The organism is Brevibacillus sp. (assembly GCF_003521185.1).
Taxonomy (GTDB): Bacteria; Bacillota; Bacilli; order Brevibacillales; family Brevibacillaceae; genus Brevibacillus; species Brevibacillus parabrevis.
This window is the reverse complement of sequence record NZ_DOTK01000035.1, coordinates 1-16,309: the sequence shown is the minus strand read 5'-3', so window position 1 is coordinate 16,309 and position 16,309 is coordinate 1. Positions and strand designations below refer to the sequence as shown.

16 protein-coding genes and 4 tRNA genes are annotated in these 16,309 nt (G+C 53.1%); 3 read left to right on the top strand and 17 right to left on the bottom strand.

Going from position 1 to position 16,309, the window contains the following annotated elements:
- Positions 1–111: 111 nt before the first annotated feature.
- Both pyc and fliD read left to right on the top strand, forming a co-directional pair.
- Entirely contained in the window at positions 112–3,558 is a 3,447-nt protein-coding gene (pyc, locus tag DEP07_RS09570) for a pyruvate carboxylase (protein ID WP_173597799.1), read from the top strand.
- A 73-nt stretch (positions 3,559–3,631) separates the two neighbouring features.
- Positions 3,632–4,882, top strand: a complete 1,251-nt coding sequence (gene fliD, locus DEP07_RS09565) for a flagellar filament capping protein FliD (RefSeq protein ID WP_281868015.1) — start codon at positions 3,632–3,634, stop codon at positions 4,880–4,882.
- Positions 4,883–4,948: 66 nt separating this feature from the next.
- Here the strand turns inward: fliD and ytfJ are convergent, their stop codons facing one another.
- From ytfJ to DEP07_RS09500, 13 genes are all read right to left on the bottom strand, one after another.
- Complete coding sequence (gene ytfJ / locus DEP07_RS09560; RefSeq protein ID WP_063230686.1) at positions 4,949–5,407, bottom strand: GerW family sporulation protein; 459 nt, start codon at positions 5,405–5,407, stop codon at positions 4,949–4,951.
- Positions 5,408–5,522: 115 nt separating this feature from the next.
- Positions 5,523–6,188 (bottom strand): DUF2953 domain-containing protein, encoded by a 666-nt coding sequence (locus DEP07_RS09555; protein ID WP_173597801.1) that lies wholly within the window; start codon positions 6,186–6,188, stop codon positions 5,523–5,525.
- 65 nt (positions 6,189–6,253) lie between these two features.
- Positions 6,254–7,225 (bottom strand): S-layer homology domain-containing protein, encoded by a 972-nt coding sequence (locus DEP07_RS09550; RefSeq protein ID WP_173597802.1) that lies wholly within the window; start codon positions 7,223–7,225, stop codon positions 6,254–6,256.
- Positions 7,226–7,429: 204 nt separating this feature from the next.
- Entirely contained in the window at positions 7,430–8,077 is a 648-nt protein-coding gene (gene sleB, locus DEP07_RS09545; protein ID WP_122964765.1) for a spore cortex-lytic enzyme, read from the bottom strand.
- Between the two features lie 101 nt (positions 8,078–8,178).
- Positions 8,179–8,529: a stage V sporulation protein AE gene (spoVAE, locus tag DEP07_RS09540; protein WP_122964764.1), complete on the bottom strand. Its 351-nt coding sequence runs from the start codon at positions 8,527–8,529 to the stop codon at positions 8,179–8,181.
- Between the two features lie 16 nt (positions 8,530–8,545).
- Positions 8,546–9,550, bottom strand: coding sequence for a stage V sporulation protein AD (spoVAD, locus tag DEP07_RS09535; protein ID WP_063230691.1), 1,005 nt, complete (start codon positions 9,548–9,550; stop codon positions 8,546–8,548).
- A 3-nt stretch (positions 9,551–9,553) separates the two neighbouring features.
- Positions 9,554–10,027 carry a stage V sporulation protein AC gene (gene spoVAC, locus DEP07_RS09530; RefSeq protein WP_063230692.1) on the bottom strand — a complete coding sequence of 158 codons (474 nt, stop codon included), beginning with the start codon at positions 10,025–10,027 and terminating at the stop codon, positions 9,554–9,556.
- 17 nt (positions 10,028–10,044) lie between these two features.
- Positions 10,045–10,905 carry a DUF421 domain-containing protein gene (locus DEP07_RS09525; protein WP_217023126.1) on the bottom strand — a complete coding sequence of 287 codons (861 nt, stop codon included), beginning with the start codon at positions 10,903–10,905 and terminating at the stop codon, positions 10,045–10,047.
- A 78-nt stretch (positions 10,906–10,983) separates the two neighbouring features.
- On the bottom strand, positions 10,984–11,190 hold the full coding sequence (locus tag DEP07_RS09520) for a DUF1657 domain-containing protein (protein ID WP_063230694.1): 207 nt from the start codon (positions 11,188–11,190) through the stop codon (positions 10,984–10,986).
- Between the two features lie 157 nt (positions 11,191–11,347).
- Positions 11,348–11,548 carry an alpha/beta-type small acid-soluble spore protein gene (locus DEP07_RS09515; protein WP_063230695.1) on the bottom strand — a complete coding sequence of 67 codons (201 nt, stop codon included), beginning with the start codon at positions 11,546–11,548 and terminating at the stop codon, positions 11,348–11,350.
- A 54-nt stretch (positions 11,549–11,602) separates the two neighbouring features.
- Positions 11,603–12,757, bottom strand: coding sequence for an MGDG synthase family glycosyltransferase (locus DEP07_RS09510; protein ID WP_287102408.1), 1,155 nt, complete (start codon positions 12,755–12,757; stop codon positions 11,603–11,605).
- Positions 12,757–13,341 carry a YkoP family protein gene (locus DEP07_RS09505; RefSeq protein ID WP_287102407.1) on the bottom strand — a complete coding sequence of 195 codons (585 nt, stop codon included), beginning with the start codon at positions 13,339–13,341 and terminating at the stop codon, positions 12,757–12,759. Before DEP07_RS09505 ends, DEP07_RS09510 begins: the two co-directional genes overlap by 1 nt.
- 70 nt (positions 13,342–13,411) lie before the next feature.
- Positions 13,412–14,062 carry a TerC family protein gene (locus tag DEP07_RS09500; protein ID WP_122964760.1) on the bottom strand — a complete coding sequence of 217 codons (651 nt, stop codon included), beginning with the start codon at positions 14,060–14,062 and terminating at the stop codon, positions 13,412–13,414.
- A 216-nt stretch (positions 14,063–14,278) separates the two neighbouring features.
- Between DEP07_RS09500 and DEP07_RS09495 the strand changes: the two genes are divergently transcribed.
- Positions 14,279–15,448 (top strand): sensor histidine kinase, encoded by a 1,170-nt coding sequence (locus tag DEP07_RS09495; RefSeq protein ID WP_122964759.1) that lies wholly within the window; start codon positions 14,279–14,281, stop codon positions 15,446–15,448.
- A gap of 436 nt (positions 15,449–15,884) precedes the next feature.
- On the opposite strand, the gene DEP07_RS09490 is transcribed toward DEP07_RS09495, so the two are convergent.
- The 4 genes from DEP07_RS09490 to DEP07_RS09475 form a co-directional block, all read right to left on the bottom strand.
- A tRNA-Gly gene (locus DEP07_RS09490) sits at positions 15,885–15,958 on the bottom strand.
- Positions 15,959–15,970: 12 nt separating this feature from the next.
- Positions 15,971–16,058: transfer RNA gene (locus DEP07_RS09485), tRNA-Leu, on the bottom strand.
- Positions 16,059–16,086: 28 nt separating this feature from the next.
- Positions 16,087–16,163, bottom strand: a tRNA-Pro gene (locus tag DEP07_RS09480).
- A 36-nt stretch (positions 16,164–16,199) separates the two neighbouring features.
- Positions 16,200–16,273, bottom strand: a tRNA-Arg gene (locus tag DEP07_RS09475).
- Positions 16,274–16,309: the final 36 nt, after the last annotated feature.

Genomic DNA, 16,309 nt, shown 5'->3' with positions numbered 1-16,309 from the left:
TTGGCTGATGTTGTAAAAGAAAAAAGGGTGTCTTGTATCACGAAAATTTTGTATATTTATGCTATATATAATTTTTTCATGTCTCTCAAAGAGACAAAGGGGGAGAGAAATTTGGAAAAGAGAAAGATTAATCGGCTGCTGGTAGCAAACCGCGGAGAAATTGCGATTCGCATTTTCCGTGCGGCTACCGAGCTGGGCATCCGTACTGTAGCGATTTACTCTGAGCAAGACAACGTCTCGATTCATCGTTTCAAAGCGGACGAGTCCTATTTGGTCGGTGCCGGAAAAGGCCCGATCGAAGCTTACCTGGACATCGACAGCATCATCGAGATCGCCAAGCGCAACGATATCGATGCGATCCACCCCGGCTATGGATTCCTCGCCGAAAACGCCGATTTCGCCAAACGCTGCCAGGAGGAAGGAATTATTTTCATCGGTCCTTCTTCCGAGTTGATCGAGAAATTCGGCGACAAGGTCGAAGCGAGAAAGCTTGCCATCGAAGCACAAATCCCGGTCATTCCAGGCACGCCGGAGCCGATTGAGACTTTGCAGGAGGCCCTGCTGTTCGCCAAGGAATACGGCTATCCGATCATCATCAAAGGCGTCTCCGGCGGTGGCGGTCGCGGGATGCGCATCGTCCGCAGCCAGGACGAGCTGCAAGACTCGCTTGATCGCGCCCGTTCAGAAGCGCGTTCCTCCTTCGGCAACGCCAAAGTATACCTGGAGCGCTATCTGGAGCAGCCAAAGCATATCGAAGTGCAAATTCTCGGCGACAACCACGGAAACATCGTGCACTTGTTCGAACGCGATTGCTCGGTGCAACGACGCCATCAAAAAGTGGTCGAAGTGGCGCCAAGCCTTTCTCTCGACGATAGCCTGCGCGAAGAAATTTGCCAGGCAGCTCTCACCCTGATGAAAAAAGCTGGCTATTCCAACGCAGGGACGGTCGAGTTTTTGCTCACGCCGGACAAGCGCTTTTATTTTATTGAAGTCAATCCGCGGATTCAAGTGGAACATACGATCACCGAGCTGATTACCGGCATCGATATCGTGCAGTCGCAAATTCGCGTCGCGGAAGGACACGCCCTCTCCGATCCGGAAATCGGGATCGCCTCGCAGTCCCAGATTCAAATGAGCGGCTATGCGATCCAGTGTCGCGTAACGACAGAAGATGCAGAAAACAACTTCCTGCCAGACGCGGGCCGTCTGTCAGCCTGGCGTTCCGGCGGCGGCTTCGGCGTCCGGCTCGACGGCGGAAACGGCTACCCTGGCGCGATTATTACACCGTTCTACGACTCCTTGCTGGTGAAAATCTCCACGTACGGAACCAGCTTTGATCAAGCTGCGCGCAAAATGCTGCGTACGCTGCGGGAGTTCCGCATCCGCGGTGTGAAAACCAACTTGCCTTTCCTGGAGAATGTCGTCACACACCCTGATTTCCTCAGCGGCAACTACGACACCTCCTTCATTGATACAAAACCGGAACTGTTCGTGTTCCCCGGCCGTCAGGACAGGGGTTCCAAATTACTATCGTACATCGGCAATACGATTGTCAACGGCTATCCGGGCATGGCAAAGCCGGACAAAAAGCCGCACTTTGACTCGCCGCGCATTCCGCGCACACCGTTTACCCAACCGTACCCGGATGGAACAAAGCAAATTTTGGACAAAGACGGAGCGGATGGCCTGGTTCGCTGGATTCAGGAGCAAAAGCAGGTGCTCGTAACCGATACGACATTCCGCGATGCCCACCAGTCGCTGTTTGCCACGCGCGTGCGCACGTACGACCTCGCGTCGATTGCCGAAGCGACGGGCAAGCTTGGCTCGGGACTGTTCTCTTTGGAAATGTGGGGCGGCGCTACGTTTGACACCTCCATGCGCTTTTTGCAGGAATCGCCTTGGGAGCGGCTGCAGATTTTGCGCCAGCGCATCCCGAATGTGCTGTTCCAGATGCTTTTGCGCGGGGCAAACGGGGTTGGCTACACGAACTACCCGGACAACGTCATCCATGCGTTCGTCAAGGCTTCGGCGGAAAACGGCATTGATGTCTTCCGCATCTTCGACAGCCTGAACTGGCTGCCAGGCATGCAGACGGCCATCGACGCCGTGCGCGAAACAGGCAAGGTGGCGGAAGCGGCGATTTGCTACACAGGCGACATCCTCGACCCGAGCAAAACGAAATACACGCTGTCCTACTACGTCAACCTGGCGAAAGAACTGGAAAAAGCAGGCGCGCACATTTTGGCGATCAAGGATATGGCCGGATTGCTGAAGCCTTACGCCGCTTACGAGCTGGTTCGCGCCTTGAAACAGGAAATCGGCATTCCGATTCACCTGCACACGCACGATACGTCTGGCAACGGTGCGGCCATGCTGCTCAAAGCCGTCGAAGCAGGAGTCGATATCGTCGACGCGTGCGTCAGCTCCATGTCGGGCTTGACCTCGCAGCCAAGCCTCAACGGATTGATCGCGAGCCTCGCCCATACCGAACGCGAGACGGGTTTGTCGCTTGATTCGTTCAACAAGCTGTCCGATTACTGGGAAGATGTCAGACCGTACTACCAAGGCTTTGAAAGCGGCATGAAAGCGAGCAATACCGAAGTATACGTGCACGAAATGCCAGGCGGTCAGTACACCAATCTGGAGCAGCAGGCAAAAGCTGTCGGCTTGGAAGGCCGTTGGGACGAAGTCAAGCACATGTACGCCGTCGTCAACCAAATGTGCGGGGATATCGTCAAAGTCACTCCGTCTTCGAAAGTCGTCGGCGATCTGGCCTTGTTTATGGTGCAAAACAACCTGAACGAAGAAAATATTTGGGAGAAAGGCGAACGCCTCGACTTCCCTGATTCCGTCATTCAGTTTTTCCAAGGCTATCTGGGTCAACCGCCAGGCGGCTTCCCGAAAAAGCTGCAAGAACTCGTGCTGAAAGGCCGCGATGCCTTTACAGCTCGTCCTGGAGAGTTGCTTGCGCCGATCGACTTCGCCCAGGTGACATCGGAGCTGGCTGAAAAAATCGGCCGCGAGCCGAGCGAGCTGGATGTGCTCTCGTACATCATGTACCCGCAGGTTTACCTGCAATTTGACCAGCGCCTGAAAGAATACGGCGACCTGTCCGTCCTGAACACATCGACGTTCTTCTACGGCCTGCGTCCTGGCGAGGAAACCGCGATTACGATTGAGCGCGGAAAAACATTGATCATCAAGCTGGTCGCTGTCGGCGAGCTTCATCCGGATGGACGCCGCATCATCTACTTCGAGCTGAACGGTCAGCCGCGGGAAATTTTCGTTCGCGACCAGTCGGCAAAAGTCTCGGAGACGATTCGCCGAAAAGCAGACCCGCAAAATTCCGCTCACCTCGGTGCTTCCATGCCAGGCAAGGTATTGAAGGTACTCGTGGCAGAGGGCGACAAAGTGCGCAAAGGCGAACACCTTCTCGTCAGCGAAGCGATGAAAATGGAGACGACGATCCAGGCACCGCAAGACGGCAAAGTCAAAGCCGTTTACGTAAAAGCGGGCGAAGCGATCGAAACTGGCGATCTGCTCATTGAAATGGAGTAGTCATCGTCTATAATGAAAGGTAACAGACGATGGTTTCCATCGAAATCCAATTGTTCGTGGTGAGGTGATCGACTTGAAATTGGACCGAGTCAGCCAAATTCCTTACAGCTCCCGAGTCGGCCGCTATCATTTTCAAATGGTACAGGCGAAGCTCAGCTCTCCTGTCGAGCCGATTTTCGGATATAGTCTGCAGCCTTACTATACCCGGCAGCAACAGTGGATGACTGATCTCTCCGATTCCTTGTCCCGCCTGTACCGCTTTTTTGCTGACCTGGATCAAGCTGCCCAAGAGTTTGACCCCGCGCGACCGGAAAGTGCCATCAACCAACGGACTGTCGTCTCCTCTCAACCGGAGGCGGCAACCGTCAAACCCGGTCCGCGAGCAACGAACGGCACGCACCGTCTGTCCATCGGCTCCCTGGCGAGCGGACAGACCAACACAGGCACAGCATTGCCGGGTGATTTCCCGACACTTGTAACCGAAGGCCCGCAGCAGTTTAGCCTGCACTTCGGCGAGCAAGAGGAGTTGTTTGCCTATTATTCGCATGGCAAAGACACGCACGCGGACAGCCTGCGTTCGGTTGCCGAAGCACTGCGCAACAGCTCGCTTCCCGTAGATGTCCGCCAGAAATCCGAAGGGCAGTATGTGGCGTTGAGCGTTTCTTCGCGCAAAACAGGAGCCGGCGAGTCTTTTGCCTTGCAGGATGTGAGCGGAAATACGATCCGTGTGCTCGGCCTTGACCGCGCGACGACAAGCGCCGCTGACGCTGTGTTTGTGTGGAATGGAAGGCGGGATTCAAGCCCCTCCAACCACGTTTGGCTCACGAACGATGCCGTACAAGTCTCCATGCTTCAAACAACAGCTACAGACATTGTCATCGAGATTGCGCCTGACTACGATCGGCTTTTGCAAAAGACGCACGCGTTCGTCAACCGCTACAACCAGTTGCACGACTTTTTGACAGAGCAGGCATCTGCCTTGTCATCGCAAAAGCTTGATCCGTTCGCACATATAACCCGAGCGTCCAGAGGAACACTCGACCGTTACGGGCTTGGCTTTCGCAAAGATGGATCGTTGTCCTTCGATGAGCAAGTTTGGCGTGAGGCCACTTCTGCGCATGTTTCCGGCTTTGTCGACGAAATGACTCGCCTCTCCCGCGCGATTCGCGAGGAGGTCGTCAAGGTGCAGAGCAAGCCGTTTGGCTCGTTCTCCCAAGCCTACACAGCCGCAACATCGGCCAACCCGTACCACAACACTTCCGCCTCGGGAATGAACTACCGCTACGTGGCGCAAACAGGCTTGTTCCTCAACCAGCTCTGGTAGAGAAACGTGCTGATGAAAGCAAAAAACAGGTATGCCCCGCAATAGGCGCATACCTGTTTTCATTTTTTAACCCCGGTCCATCAACTCTTCCAAGTCGTGATCGTCTACCCTCTTCCTTCCCGGATGGGACTGAACAGGCATCTCGTCGTGCTTTTTAAAAAGCGACTGCATCTTGTCCACAAACTGCGGAACGGAGTCGAGAATCCGGTCGTACAGATGCGTCGTATTTTCCAGCGGTATGGAGCGTATTCCTTGTTTTCCGACGACCAAAAAGGCCACGGGTGTAATCGAGACACCGCCCCCGCTACCGCCGCCAAACGGATGTCCATCGATTCCCTGGTGATGCTGGTCGTAGTGAAATTCGCTACCCCCAGCAGCAAAGCCGAATCCCACTTTGGAGATAGGGAGAATCACACTGCCATCCGGCGTCTCGACAGGATCGCCAATAATCGTGTTCACGTCCACCATTTGCTTGAGATTTTCCATCGCTGTTCTCATGAGGCCCTGAATCGGGTGGTCTGCCATAGTAAGCTGCTCCTCCTTCCTGCATGTCTCATCTATTAACATTCCCCCAACAATTTCAGAGCATGTACAGGAACGCGGCTATATGACGGAAAGCGTCACGGTTTTTTGTGCTGGTTCATGCTTGCGATGGGCTTGTATGCCATTTGCGCTGGCCTGTTTTCCTGATCCGCCAGGCAATTTTCAGCAGCGAAAACAGAAAGTGCCCCAAGTAAAAGCGAAAGACACAGCGAAACGTTGTCTGGATCACCGCATCATTCCACACGGGCTGGACGCTCATCGCAGGCATCGTCCGCAGCGAGATCGAGTGTGACAACACCCCGACAATCAAGCTTTTCACGCCCCAGATCACTCCGGTGATGGCTCCTGTTTCCGCAGCCTGCCCTGTGCCGAGCAACGTATGCCATTCCAGCTTGGTGCAGTGAATCTGCTTGCACAAGTCGCGGATCAGCGGCAGCAAATCCCGCACGCGATCGACCAGCTCCCGATAGTTGTGATACCATCTTTTTACTTGGCGGCGGGTAAAGTCTTTGATTTTTTCCTGCACCTTGCTTCCTTGCTCGATCGTCTCCACCTTTGCCACCAGCTCCGGGCCTGCCGGGGACACTTTGAACAGCAAAATCGGCAACTCGTATTTTCGGGAAAAAAGGCCATGCCACGCCTCAAGCTCCACTTCCAGTTGATCGTCTTCCTCTTTTCGATGATAATAGCAACTGATTTTTACTGGGGTAATCACAAGCAGCAGCAATAAGACAAGCAATCCGAGAAATACCCAGGCCCACAAAAAAATCCCACCCTTTCCACGTTAGTATGAGTGGAAAGAGCAGGAAATATGTCCTTAACGATACGTTAATCCAGCACGTATACTTTGACGCCCTGCTTCATGCCGTAGTTTTCGGCTTCCTGCAAGGTCGGCAAATACAAGTCGACGTGACGCTGCTTAACGGCACCGCCAATGTCTGCGGCAACTGCGTAGCCGTAACCATCGATGTACAGATGGCTGCCGAGCGGAATGACAGCCGGATCGACAGCGACGACACCTTCACGGAGCGGGTACTCCAAATACGACAGGATCGGCTGGTTCGGGTTGCTGTAGGCGGTCGTCTGGACGGTCAGCGCCTGCTTGTAGGCCGTCCCGTTGAACAGCTGCTGCCCGCTTTTGGAAGCTTGGCCGCTGACGAGGTGCACAGCCGCATACGTGGCTGCCTCCGCTCTCGTCATCCGGTTTTTCGGCTTCAGCGTACCATCGCCATAGGCGCTCATCAAGCCTTTTTCCAAGGCGTACACGAGCGGACGCTGGTAGCCCTCATCCACGCTGCGCCCATCCGGGTATTTGGCCAACGTCTGAACCGTCGTCGACCATTTGAGCTGATTGACGACACCGCTATCGCCCATCGTTCGAATCAAAATCGAAGCAAGCTCCTCTCTCGTGACAAGCTCCTCCGGTTTCAAAAATACTTGGCTTCCTTGTTTGGTGCCATGGACGATTCCAAGGCGATAGGCAGTTTCCGCATATGGTGCCATCCAACTGTCTGACGGAATGTCAGCAAATGGTGACTGGCTCGCTGTGCCTGGCTCTATCCCTTTTGCCTTGACAAACATCGTTACCAGTTCCCCGCGCGTAATCGGATCATCTGGCCGAAACGACTCGGTATCGCCAATGACTCCCGCTATGTATAATGTTTCAATTTCCTTTTTGGCCCAATGCTCTGCAATGTCTGTGTACGGTGTACTGCTCGTCTCGTTTGTCTTTGCCTCTGCAACCGGCGCGCCAATGACCAGCAAGGCTGCCAGCGAGGCCAGGATCATCTGTTTCCTCATCATCATCCTCCAGAAAAAAGATTCGAAGCCGTTTCGTTTCATTTTATCGAAACATTTCGTGAAAACAAGGGACAATTCTTCCCAATTGCCTGTCCCTTCCCGCCAGGCGCGAACGACGCGCATTGGGGCTTTTCAGGAAAAAAGACTCTTGCTTTCCGCTGGCTGTCGCGGAAAAACAAGAGTCTTTTAGATCGCTTCTCTTCGTCACTTGGCAAAAATGTGCTTGCCGATTTGCACCACTTGCGGGCGCGACCAAATCCATTTGGACGTGGCGGTCGCCGGGTTGAAGTAATAGAGGGCACCATTGGTTGGGTCCCAGCCCCGCACTGCTTCCCACGCTGCCCGGTAAGCCGTCTTGTTGGGGCTCAACCAGTACTGTCCATCATCGACTGCGGTAAAAGCGTACGGCTCGAAAATGACGCCCTTGAGCGTATTCGGGAAGTCTTTGGACTGAAGACGATTCAGGGCGACGGCCGCAACCGCTACTTGCCCCTTGAAGCTTTCGCCCCGCGCTTCCGAATAGACGAGCTGAGCGAGCATTTGCATCTCGTTCTGATTGACCGACACTTTTTTCAGTGAACGCCATGTATTTTCACCAGCGATCCCATCGGCTGGCAGACCGTATGCTTTTTGAAACTGGCGCACCGCCTGAGCCGTGTTCGCCCCAAAACTGCCATCCAGCTTGTCCTGATAGTACCCCAATATTTGCAGGCGATACTGCAAGTCCCACACATCCCCGCTCTCGCTGCCGCGCTTTACAAGCGATGCCGCGTAAGATTCGGCAGGGAAGACAAACGCGACGGCAAGCATCGCCGCGAGCAGGGTCGTCAATGTTTTTTTCTGCCATGACATGAACATCCCCTCCTAACGCCACCATTCTACCCGCTGGCGAAAGTAGGTTCAATTCAAGCATTTTGGCAGCAGAGGTAACATCTGACTCGCTTTTGCCGACTTTATCCTTTGGGCCGGAAGATAAGCGCCATCAAAAAGCCAAACACAATGGCAGCGGATATCCCTGCACTGGTCACCTCAAAAATGCCGGTCACAACGCCGATCACCCCATGCTGCTCCGCTTCGGCCATCGCCCCGTGAACGAGCGCGTTGCCAAAGCTCGTAATCGGGACGGTCGCACCTGCTCCCGCGAACTGAACCAGCGGCTCATACAGCCCGAAGCCATCCAGGACGGCACCTGCGACAACGAGGGACGACATCGTATGGGCGGGGGTCAGTTTGACCACATCCATGAGGAATTGCCCGATGACACAGATGATCCCGCCTACGAGAAATGCCCATAAAAACGTCATGCTATCACTCTCCAGGTTACTCGGACTCTATGGCTACTGCGTGCGCGATACACGGGATGCTCTCTCCTTGCTGGTAGGAAATAGGCGATAACAGCGCACCTGTGGCAACCAGCAGCATCCGCTTCCATTCGCCTGCCTTCATCCTCCGCAGCAAATGTCCGTAGGTGACCGTCGCAATGCAGCCACATCCGCTCCCGCCCGACCAGACGTTCGGATTGTCGCCGTAGATCAGCTTCCCGCAATCGACGTAGCGTTGCAGCGGAACCATGACATTATGCTTCGGCAGCAATTCCGACAAAATCGCGTGGCCGACTTTTCCCAAGTCACCCGTCACGACCAGATCGTAATAGTCGTGTGGCAACTGAAAGTCACGAAAATGCGATTCGATCGTCGTCAGCGCTGCCGGAGCCATGGCTGCCCCCATGTTGAACGGGTCAGTCATCCCCATGTCTACAACCCGTCCAATCGTCGCCCCTGCAATGTGCAGCCCCTGGCCTTGTTTGCCGACGACTGCTGCTCCCGCTCCGGTAACGGTCCACTGTGCCGTAGGCGGCTTCTGCGAGCCGTACTCTGTCGGGTACCGATACTGCTTCTCCGCCGCTCCATTATGGCTGGAGGTTGCCGCAAGCACGCAATCCGCAGATTGGCTGTCTACCAGTTGCGCAGCGAGCGCCAAGCCTTCCATCGCTGTCGAGCAAGCCCCGAAAATCCCGAGAAACGGAATCGCCAACGTCCTTGCGGAAAAGCTTGCCGAGATGATCTGGTTCATCAGATCGCCCGCCAGTAAAAAGTTGATCTGCTCCTTCGTCAGATTCGCCTTTTCGATCGCTTTGGAGCACGCCTCTTCCAGCAGCACTTTCTCCGCCTTCTCCCAGCTCTCCTGTCCTATCATCAAGTCTCCGTGCAGCGTATCAAAATCCTCGGCCAGCGGCCCCTGAGCCTCAAATGGCCCGCCGATGGCTGCGTGGCCGAGAATGACCGGCCTGGAAGGAAACACCCACGACTGATGACCCTGGCGCATGTGTCACCCTCCCATCGTAATCAATGTTTTAATCAAGCCGATGACAAATGCGGCAGCAACACCAAACACAATCACAGAACCTGCGAGCTTGAACATGTTTCCCCCTACCCCAAGCACCAATCCTTCGCTGCGGTGCTCAATGGCGGCTGAGGTAATCGAGTTGGCAAATCCGGTCACCGGAACACTGGTGCCCGCCCCGGCCCATTGGGCGATGCGGTCGTACACGCCCAGTCCCGTCAGTAGCGCCGAGAGCAGAATCAGAACCGCGACAGTCGGGTTTCCCGCCGTTTTCTCGGTAAAGTCAAAGTAGCGGATGAACAGCTCGGTAATCCCCTGACCAATCAGGCAGATGACGCCGCCCACGATAAAGGCGCGGAAAAAATTGCGCACGAGAGGTCGCTTCGGCTCATGTCGCATCGCCAACTGCTGATACTCCTGCTGCACGGGGGTTAAATTCTTCTTTTTTTGATCGGCCATTCTTCTCTCACTCCTTTTTACCGTATTAAAAATGGCTTGACCTGGTCGATGATCGTCTGCAATTGTTCGGCGTCGCGCTGATACGTCTGTTTGGCTGTGTCGTTTTTTGTCCCGAGAGCAAACAGCTCCAGATCAGCCTGGCATTTTTTCAGAGTCGCAAAAGTCAGCTTCGTTGCCTGCGGAGCCGGAACCTGTATCTTGTCGTCATACAGATCGAGGTACAGCTCGCCTCCTTTGTCTACCTGGGCGAGAAACACATTTTCCAGCGCCACACCTGCTTTTTGCAGCTGCGTGCGTACCCATCTGCGGTTGTAGCCCGCCGTTGCCAACGGCTCGTCCATGATCACCCCATCCATGATGACGACCTGGCCTTCTTCTGCTGGCGGCACCGTCAGCTCTAATTGTTGAGCTGTCAAGGGCTGGTTTTCCGACTTCAGCAGTACACTCAGTTCCCCGTTTGTCTCCATGAGCGCAAATTCGACGTCTGCCACCCGAAACACATTTTTGATTCGAAGCTGTTCCATTAAATCTTCTGCCGTCAGCCGCTCCCTTTTCAGGTTGTCCTCCATGATTTTCCCTTCTTTGATCAGCACGGTTGACTTGCCTTCGAACAAGTCGCGCATCACCTTGCTTTTCAGCGATACCCATTCCATCAAAACGGGGAAAATCGCAAACACACCCATGGAAATCAAACTGTGAAAAACAGGCCCGTCCATCTCCGTTGCCATGAAGGCTGCGATCGAGCCGATCGTAATCCCGACGATGTATTCAATGAACGTAAGCTGCTTGATTTGCCGCTTGCCAATAATTTTGGTAAGAAGGAACAAGTACGCCAACGCTCCTATGGAACGCAGCAAAATATTTAACCAGTCAGGCATGCTCCACCTCCATCAACCGTTGACCCTTGAAGAAAAGCCAAGAGAGAGAGCGTCTCTCCCTCTTGTTTTGCAGCATGGCTAGAAGCCTTTGTACTGTGGCTCTTCGTTCTCCAACTCGGTAACACGCTGTTGCAAGTTGTCCACAATCGTTTGCGTCTGCGCAGCTGCATCCGTGTACAATTGCTTTGCTTGCTTGTTCTGCGTGCTAAGAGCGAACGACTCCAAATCTGCCTGTGCCCCTTTCAGGCTGGCAAGAGCCTGTTTTACCTGTGCTCCAACTGTCATAGCCAATCACCTCCCAACACATATAGAATCAGCCAGTACCGCGGAAATATGCGGTTAAGTTTGGTTTGTCGGCTGTAACGTTTTTCCATTTCATCGACTTTTTCCTCATAAAAAAGGAAAGACACCCGCAGGTGCCTCTCCTCATCCACTTATGCAATTAGCCACGGCCAGCCAATTGTTGTTCAGCGAAAGCAACGAGACGTTTTGTGATCTCGCCACCAACTGAACCGTTTTGACGGGAAGTGGTGTCCGGACCAAGCTGAACGCCGAATTCAGAAGCGATTTCGTACTTCATTTGGTCCAGCGCTTGGTTAGCTTGAGGAACCACCAGATTGTTGCTGGATCTGTTGTTAGCCATCTGTAATCACCTCCTCGTCGTTGGTAGGTTTAATATGCGTGAAGTTTTCCTTGTTCATTCGCGATTTTTGTTTCCAATTTTAGACTCCAGCGAAAAAAGGACGTGTGCGATCTCAACTGCTGCCTCCGGGCGCCGCAGCTTGTCCATGTGCGCGGCAAGCTCTCCCACGCGCCCAGAGCCGCGCAAGCCCCGAATGACTTCGCGAATCTCCTGCGGAGAGCGAGCGAGAATCGCCGCTTGCTGCTCTGTAAGAAACGCACTGTTGTACTGCTCCTGCCCTGGCAACGGCTGATGCAAAATGAGCGGCGTGCGCAAAGCGAGCGCCTCCGCACAAGTGATTCCTCCCGGCTTGGTCACATACGCATCTGCCGCCCCGATCCATTGCCACATGCGCTCCTCGTAGCCTTTCACGACAAAACGGTGCCGCTCGCTCCACGGCGAAACCACGGCCTCCAGCCGCTTTTGCAAACTTGCATTTTTGCCCGTGATGACGACAATCTGTAACGGCTCCTCTTCCTCTGCCAATGTGCGAATCACTTCTTCCATCTGGCCGTATCCGCCCTCGCCGCCGCCAATCAGCACCGTAAATCGATCGACGGCAATGCCGAGCTGACTTTTCCAATCCGACTTGGTCTTACTCGCAGCATAATGGAAAGCACGGCGAATCGGGATGCCGCAAACATGCACTTTTTCAGCGGAAATGCGATAGCGATGCGTCAGCCTTTCCGCCATCTGCTCATGCGCTACCATATAAGCGTCAATTTGCGGGTGTATCCAGAAGCGGTTGACATGAAAGTCAGTAGGGACGCTCACCAGTTGAAAAGGCTTGTCCGCCTTTTGCTTGGCATAGGCGAGCGCCGACAGGCAGTAAGCATGTGTCGCCACCACGACGTCCGGCTGCTCCGCACGCAAAACACGCTGGAGCAACCTTGTCGAGAGCCACCAGCCCAGTGGCTTGGATAACGATCTTCCCCACATCTCATCTTGCTCGTACATTTTGTGCCAAACTGGCTTCGCATACCGCAGCATGTTCAGATAAAAAAAACGGGACAGCACCCGCAATCCCGGGCTGGCCGTCTGTAAGCCTCCGATCACCCGCGCAGATTGTGCGCCGTCCATGTTTTGCAATACTTCCTGGATCGCCTCTGCCGCTACTCGATGTCCGCTGCCTGCCCATTCCTCCGTGACCAGCAAAAAGCGCTTGGCCATCAGAAGGCATCCCCTGTCGTCGGCTTGCTCTGGCCGTAACGCTCCAAGAGCAATTCCTTGGACATGTAGACGCGCTTCAACGGCATATCTTGCTTCCACGTCTGCACGCGCTTTTTCCCGTTCGGGTGGACGATTCTGAGCATGAGTCGCAAATACCAGCGCTTGTAGCGGAAAAACCAGCTCATCGGTACGTCGGAAATGGAAAAGCCCAAAGGAGCCACGCCTTTGTGCAGCATGGTTGTGCCGACGATTCCCTTGATTTGCCCCCGTTCCTCCATCGCTTCCAGAAAAGCCGCCAGCCTCGGCAAGGATTGCAAAATATGCCTGCGCAATAACAAGGCTACTTTCAGTTCGTCTTTGACGCCCCTGCAAAGAGTGGCAAAGTAGTAGTTGTGAATATGTATTTTCAAAATCAGATCGCCGTCATGAATGATCCGCTCGTCTGACGTACGCAAAGACTCACCCCGATAACGCAAGGGAACGACCCGAAAAATATTGTTCCCTTTTTCAATATAGGTAAGTCTGGTGCACCGTTGGTAGATTTCATCCCAGTATCCCCATAGCATCAAGAGATTTGTGTTCATATGCAACGGTTCCTTTCCAGCGATGTTTACTTTGTAGTATTCCCCACTACCGCTTCCTTTCATTACCTGGTCAGGCCCTTTTCATCCGCCCCCACAGCATGATCAATGCGGCAGCAATCACGGGAAGCCACATGTGATTCAACATCAGCGGATTGAGCCATTTCCACACGTACGGGTCTTCCAGACACATGTCCACAGCCGTAAACGCCAACACGCCGCCACCGATGATGACCAAACCTGGGAAACGGTTCATCAGCCGCGCGACCCAGACGCTTCCCCACATCAGCAGCGGGATGCTCATCCCCAGTCCAAGCAAAACCAGCCATATATCGCCATGTGCGGCTCCGCCAACCGCCAAAACATTGTCCAAACTCATTACAAAATCTGCTAATATAATCGTTCTGACCGCTTGGCCGATTGTCTGATTGTGCGCAACCTCTGTCGTCTCGTCGTGGCTGCTCAGCATCAGCTTGCAGGCAATCCAGAGCAGCAGCAACCCTCCGATCGCCTTTACAAGCGGAATGTCCAGCATCCACGTCATCACGCCTGTCAAGCCAATTCGCAATACAACAGCCCCAATCGTTCCATACATGATTGCACGGCTTCGCTCCCGTAAAGGCAAGCCCCGACAGGCCATTCCTATGATGACAGCATTGTCGCTGCTCAGTACCAGATCAATCATGAAAATATGCACCAGACCCAGCCAAAAATGCTCTCCCATCCCTGCCTCCCTGGTCCATGAAATGTTTGTCCATTCTACTTTATGCGACTAGAATCGGACCTATGATTGAATATTTTTCCGAAAAAAGGCGGTTTTCAGCGGATTTTGTCAACAAAAAAATTCCACAAAAAAAACATTTTATCGCGAAATCGGGATATTTATACCTTGTCTAATCTTACCTTTTTCCCTTACGATTCTAGTGGGGTGGATAATGAGATGGTGGAGACTGTGACGCTTAACTTATTGCACGTTTCACGGAAAATTTTAGACTTGGCTCCAAGAATTACTACGATATGGATGCAGGAAATTGTTCGCAGTATGGAAATCCCTGTAACAATTCCTCGTGATTTTGCGGAGAAACGAACGGTTCTCTTAGCCCGTTATCTGGTGGAAGACGTAGACCAGGACATGCAGAACTGGGCACTGGATATGGGAGAGTGGCTGCGTTCGCAGGAGTTCCCCTTCTCCTCCATTTTGCGCACGTATCAGTTGTATCGAAACGTATTCTGGCGTGTGCTTCAGCCTGAACTGCAACATTGGTCCCTCTCTCCCCAGGACATGCACTATCTGGAAAAGCAACTGGGCAAAGCGATGGACGAGAGTGTCTTTTGGGCTGTCTATCATTTTGAGCAAATGATCAACAAAGAGCTCGTTCAAAAGGAAGAAACGATTTCTTACCTGCACAACGACAAGCTGACCATGCTGGGGAAAATCGCGGCCAACATGGCCCACGAGCTGCGCAATCCGCTCTGTGCCATTGAAGGCTTTCTCAAACTGATCAGTGAGTCGACGCAGGAACAGGCACAATTGCAAACGTACATTCAGGTCGTCATGCATGAATTTGAAAACTTGCATCGGCAAATTACCGGCTTTCTCAGCTTTTCCAAAAAACCGATTCTCGATGAAATTTTCAAAACTGTCCAAGTTGAGCAACTGCTCGCTGAAGTAGAAACGCTGATTACTCCGAGACTTTTGGGAGAAAACATACGATTCGAAAAACAAATCCACCCCTGCTCTCTGGCTTGTTATGAGGAAGGCTTGAAACAGGTCGTCGTCAACTTGCTGAACAATGCGATTGACGCCGTGCAAAACCGAACGGACAAGTACGTCCACATTATCGCTACTGCTTCGGATGGCTGGCTTTATTTAAGTGTGGAAAACAACGGTGAAATGATTCCTCCCGACATTGTGGAGGTTCTGTTCCAGCCGTTCTTTACAACCAAACAAAACGGGACGGGCATTGGCTTGTCCATCTGTAAAAATATTATTGAGAAGCACAACGGCACCATCCATTGCGACTCCAACGAGAAGCGCACCCGTTTCGTCGTATCGCTTCCGATCGTAACAGTAGAAGAAGCTGTAGAGCCTGTGGAAGCGACCAACTGAATCCTGGTGGGTTAGTATAATAGTCAAGTCAATCGCGCTTCTGTGAACACAAAAAAGCCTCCTGGTCATCAGGAGGCAATGCAAGAGATCCGTTACCTATACGTTCGGTAAGCGACCTTAGCCTTACTGTACACGAAAACATATGTTTCTACCACTGAAACCGTCAGACAGCTTTCGACATCGTTTTTCTGAAGCTTTTACGTTCATAAGCACTAAACCTGCTGCTTCGTTCATTCGTCTCTCGTCGGATGAAAGAAACCCGGACTGATTCTGTTTCTTTTTTGTTTTTTATACTTACGCGAATAAAAGACCTCTGGCATGCTGGACTGACGCAGCCACACGAGGTCTTTTTCTGTTGGATCGTTTGCTTGCGGATAGAGACGATGGGAGAATAACGAAAAAAGCAGAGAGCTAAACGGCTCTCTGCTTTTACATATGGAGCGGGTGATGGGAATCGAACCCACGCGACCAGCTTGGAAGGCTGGAGTTCTACCATTGAACTACACCCGCATCGAACGAACTTGGTGCCGAGGACCGGACTTGAACCGGTACGGGAGAAACTCCCGACAGATTTTAAGTCTGTTGCGTCTGCCCATTCCGCCACCCCGGCAGCTTTTCACGAATCGTTAGGCAAATCATGGTCGGGAAGACAGGATTCGAACCTGCGACCCCTTGGTCCCAAGCCAAGTACTCTACCAAGCTGAGCTACTTCCCGACTTTGCTATTTCTCTTCCCTTTTAAGGTAAAGAGGCGTGCCCTGAGAGATTCGAACTCCCGACCTTTTGATTCGTAGTCAAACGCTCTATCCAGCTGAGCTAAGGGCACATGATATGAAGCGGACGACGGGTCTCGCTTCTACTG

Bases quoted from the DNA above. Each gene is read 5' to 3' on its own strand.
- DEP07_RS09550 (WP_173597802.1), bottom strand. From the start codon at position 7,225: ATGAGGAAACAGATGATCCTGGCCTCGCTGGCAGCCTTGCTGGTCATT.
- DEP07_RS09510 (WP_287102408.1), bottom strand. From the start codon at position 12,757: ATGGCCAAGCGCTTTTTGCTGGTCACGGAGGAATGGGCAGGCAGCGGA.
- DEP07_RS09525 (WP_217023126.1), bottom strand. From the start codon at position 10,905: ATGCCTGACTGGTTAAATATTTTGCTGCGTTCCATAGGAGCGTTGGCG.
- DEP07_RS09495 (WP_122964759.1), top strand. From the start codon at position 14,279: ATGGTGGAGACTGTGACGCTTAACTTATTGCACGTTTCACGGAAAATT.
- spoVAE (WP_122964764.1), bottom strand. From the start codon at position 8,529: ATGACGTTTTTATGGGCATTTCTCGTAGGCGGGATCATCTGTGTCATC.
- DEP07_RS09500 (WP_122964760.1), bottom strand. From the start codon at position 14,062: ATGGGAGAGCATTTTTGGCTGGGTCTGGTGCATATTTTCATGATTGAT.
- spoVAD (WP_063230691.1), bottom strand. From the start codon at position 9,550: ATGCGCCAGGGTCATCAGTCGTGGGTGTTTCCTTCCAGGCCGGTCATT.
- DEP07_RS09505 (WP_287102407.1), bottom strand. From the start codon at position 13,341: ATGAACACAAATCTCTTGATGCTATGGGGATACTGGGATGAAATCTAC.
- DEP07_RS09520 (WP_063230694.1), bottom strand. From the start codon at position 11,190: ATGACAGTTGGAGCACAGGTAAAACAGGCTCTTGCCAGCCTGAAAGGG.
- spoVAC (WP_063230692.1), bottom strand. From the start codon at position 10,027: ATGGCCGATCAAAAAAAGAAGAATTTAACCCCCGTGCAGCAGGAGTAT.
- DEP07_RS09515 (WP_063230695.1), bottom strand. From the start codon at position 11,548: ATGGCTAACAACAGATCCAGCAACAATCTGGTGGTTCCTCAAGCTAAC.
- sleB (WP_122964765.1), bottom strand. From the start codon at position 8,077: ATGTCATGGCAGAAAAAAACATTGACGACCCTGCTCGCGGCGATGCTT.
- ytfJ (WP_063230686.1), bottom strand. From the start codon at position 5,407: ATGGCAGACCACCCGATTCAGGGCCTCATGAGAACAGCGATGGAAAAT.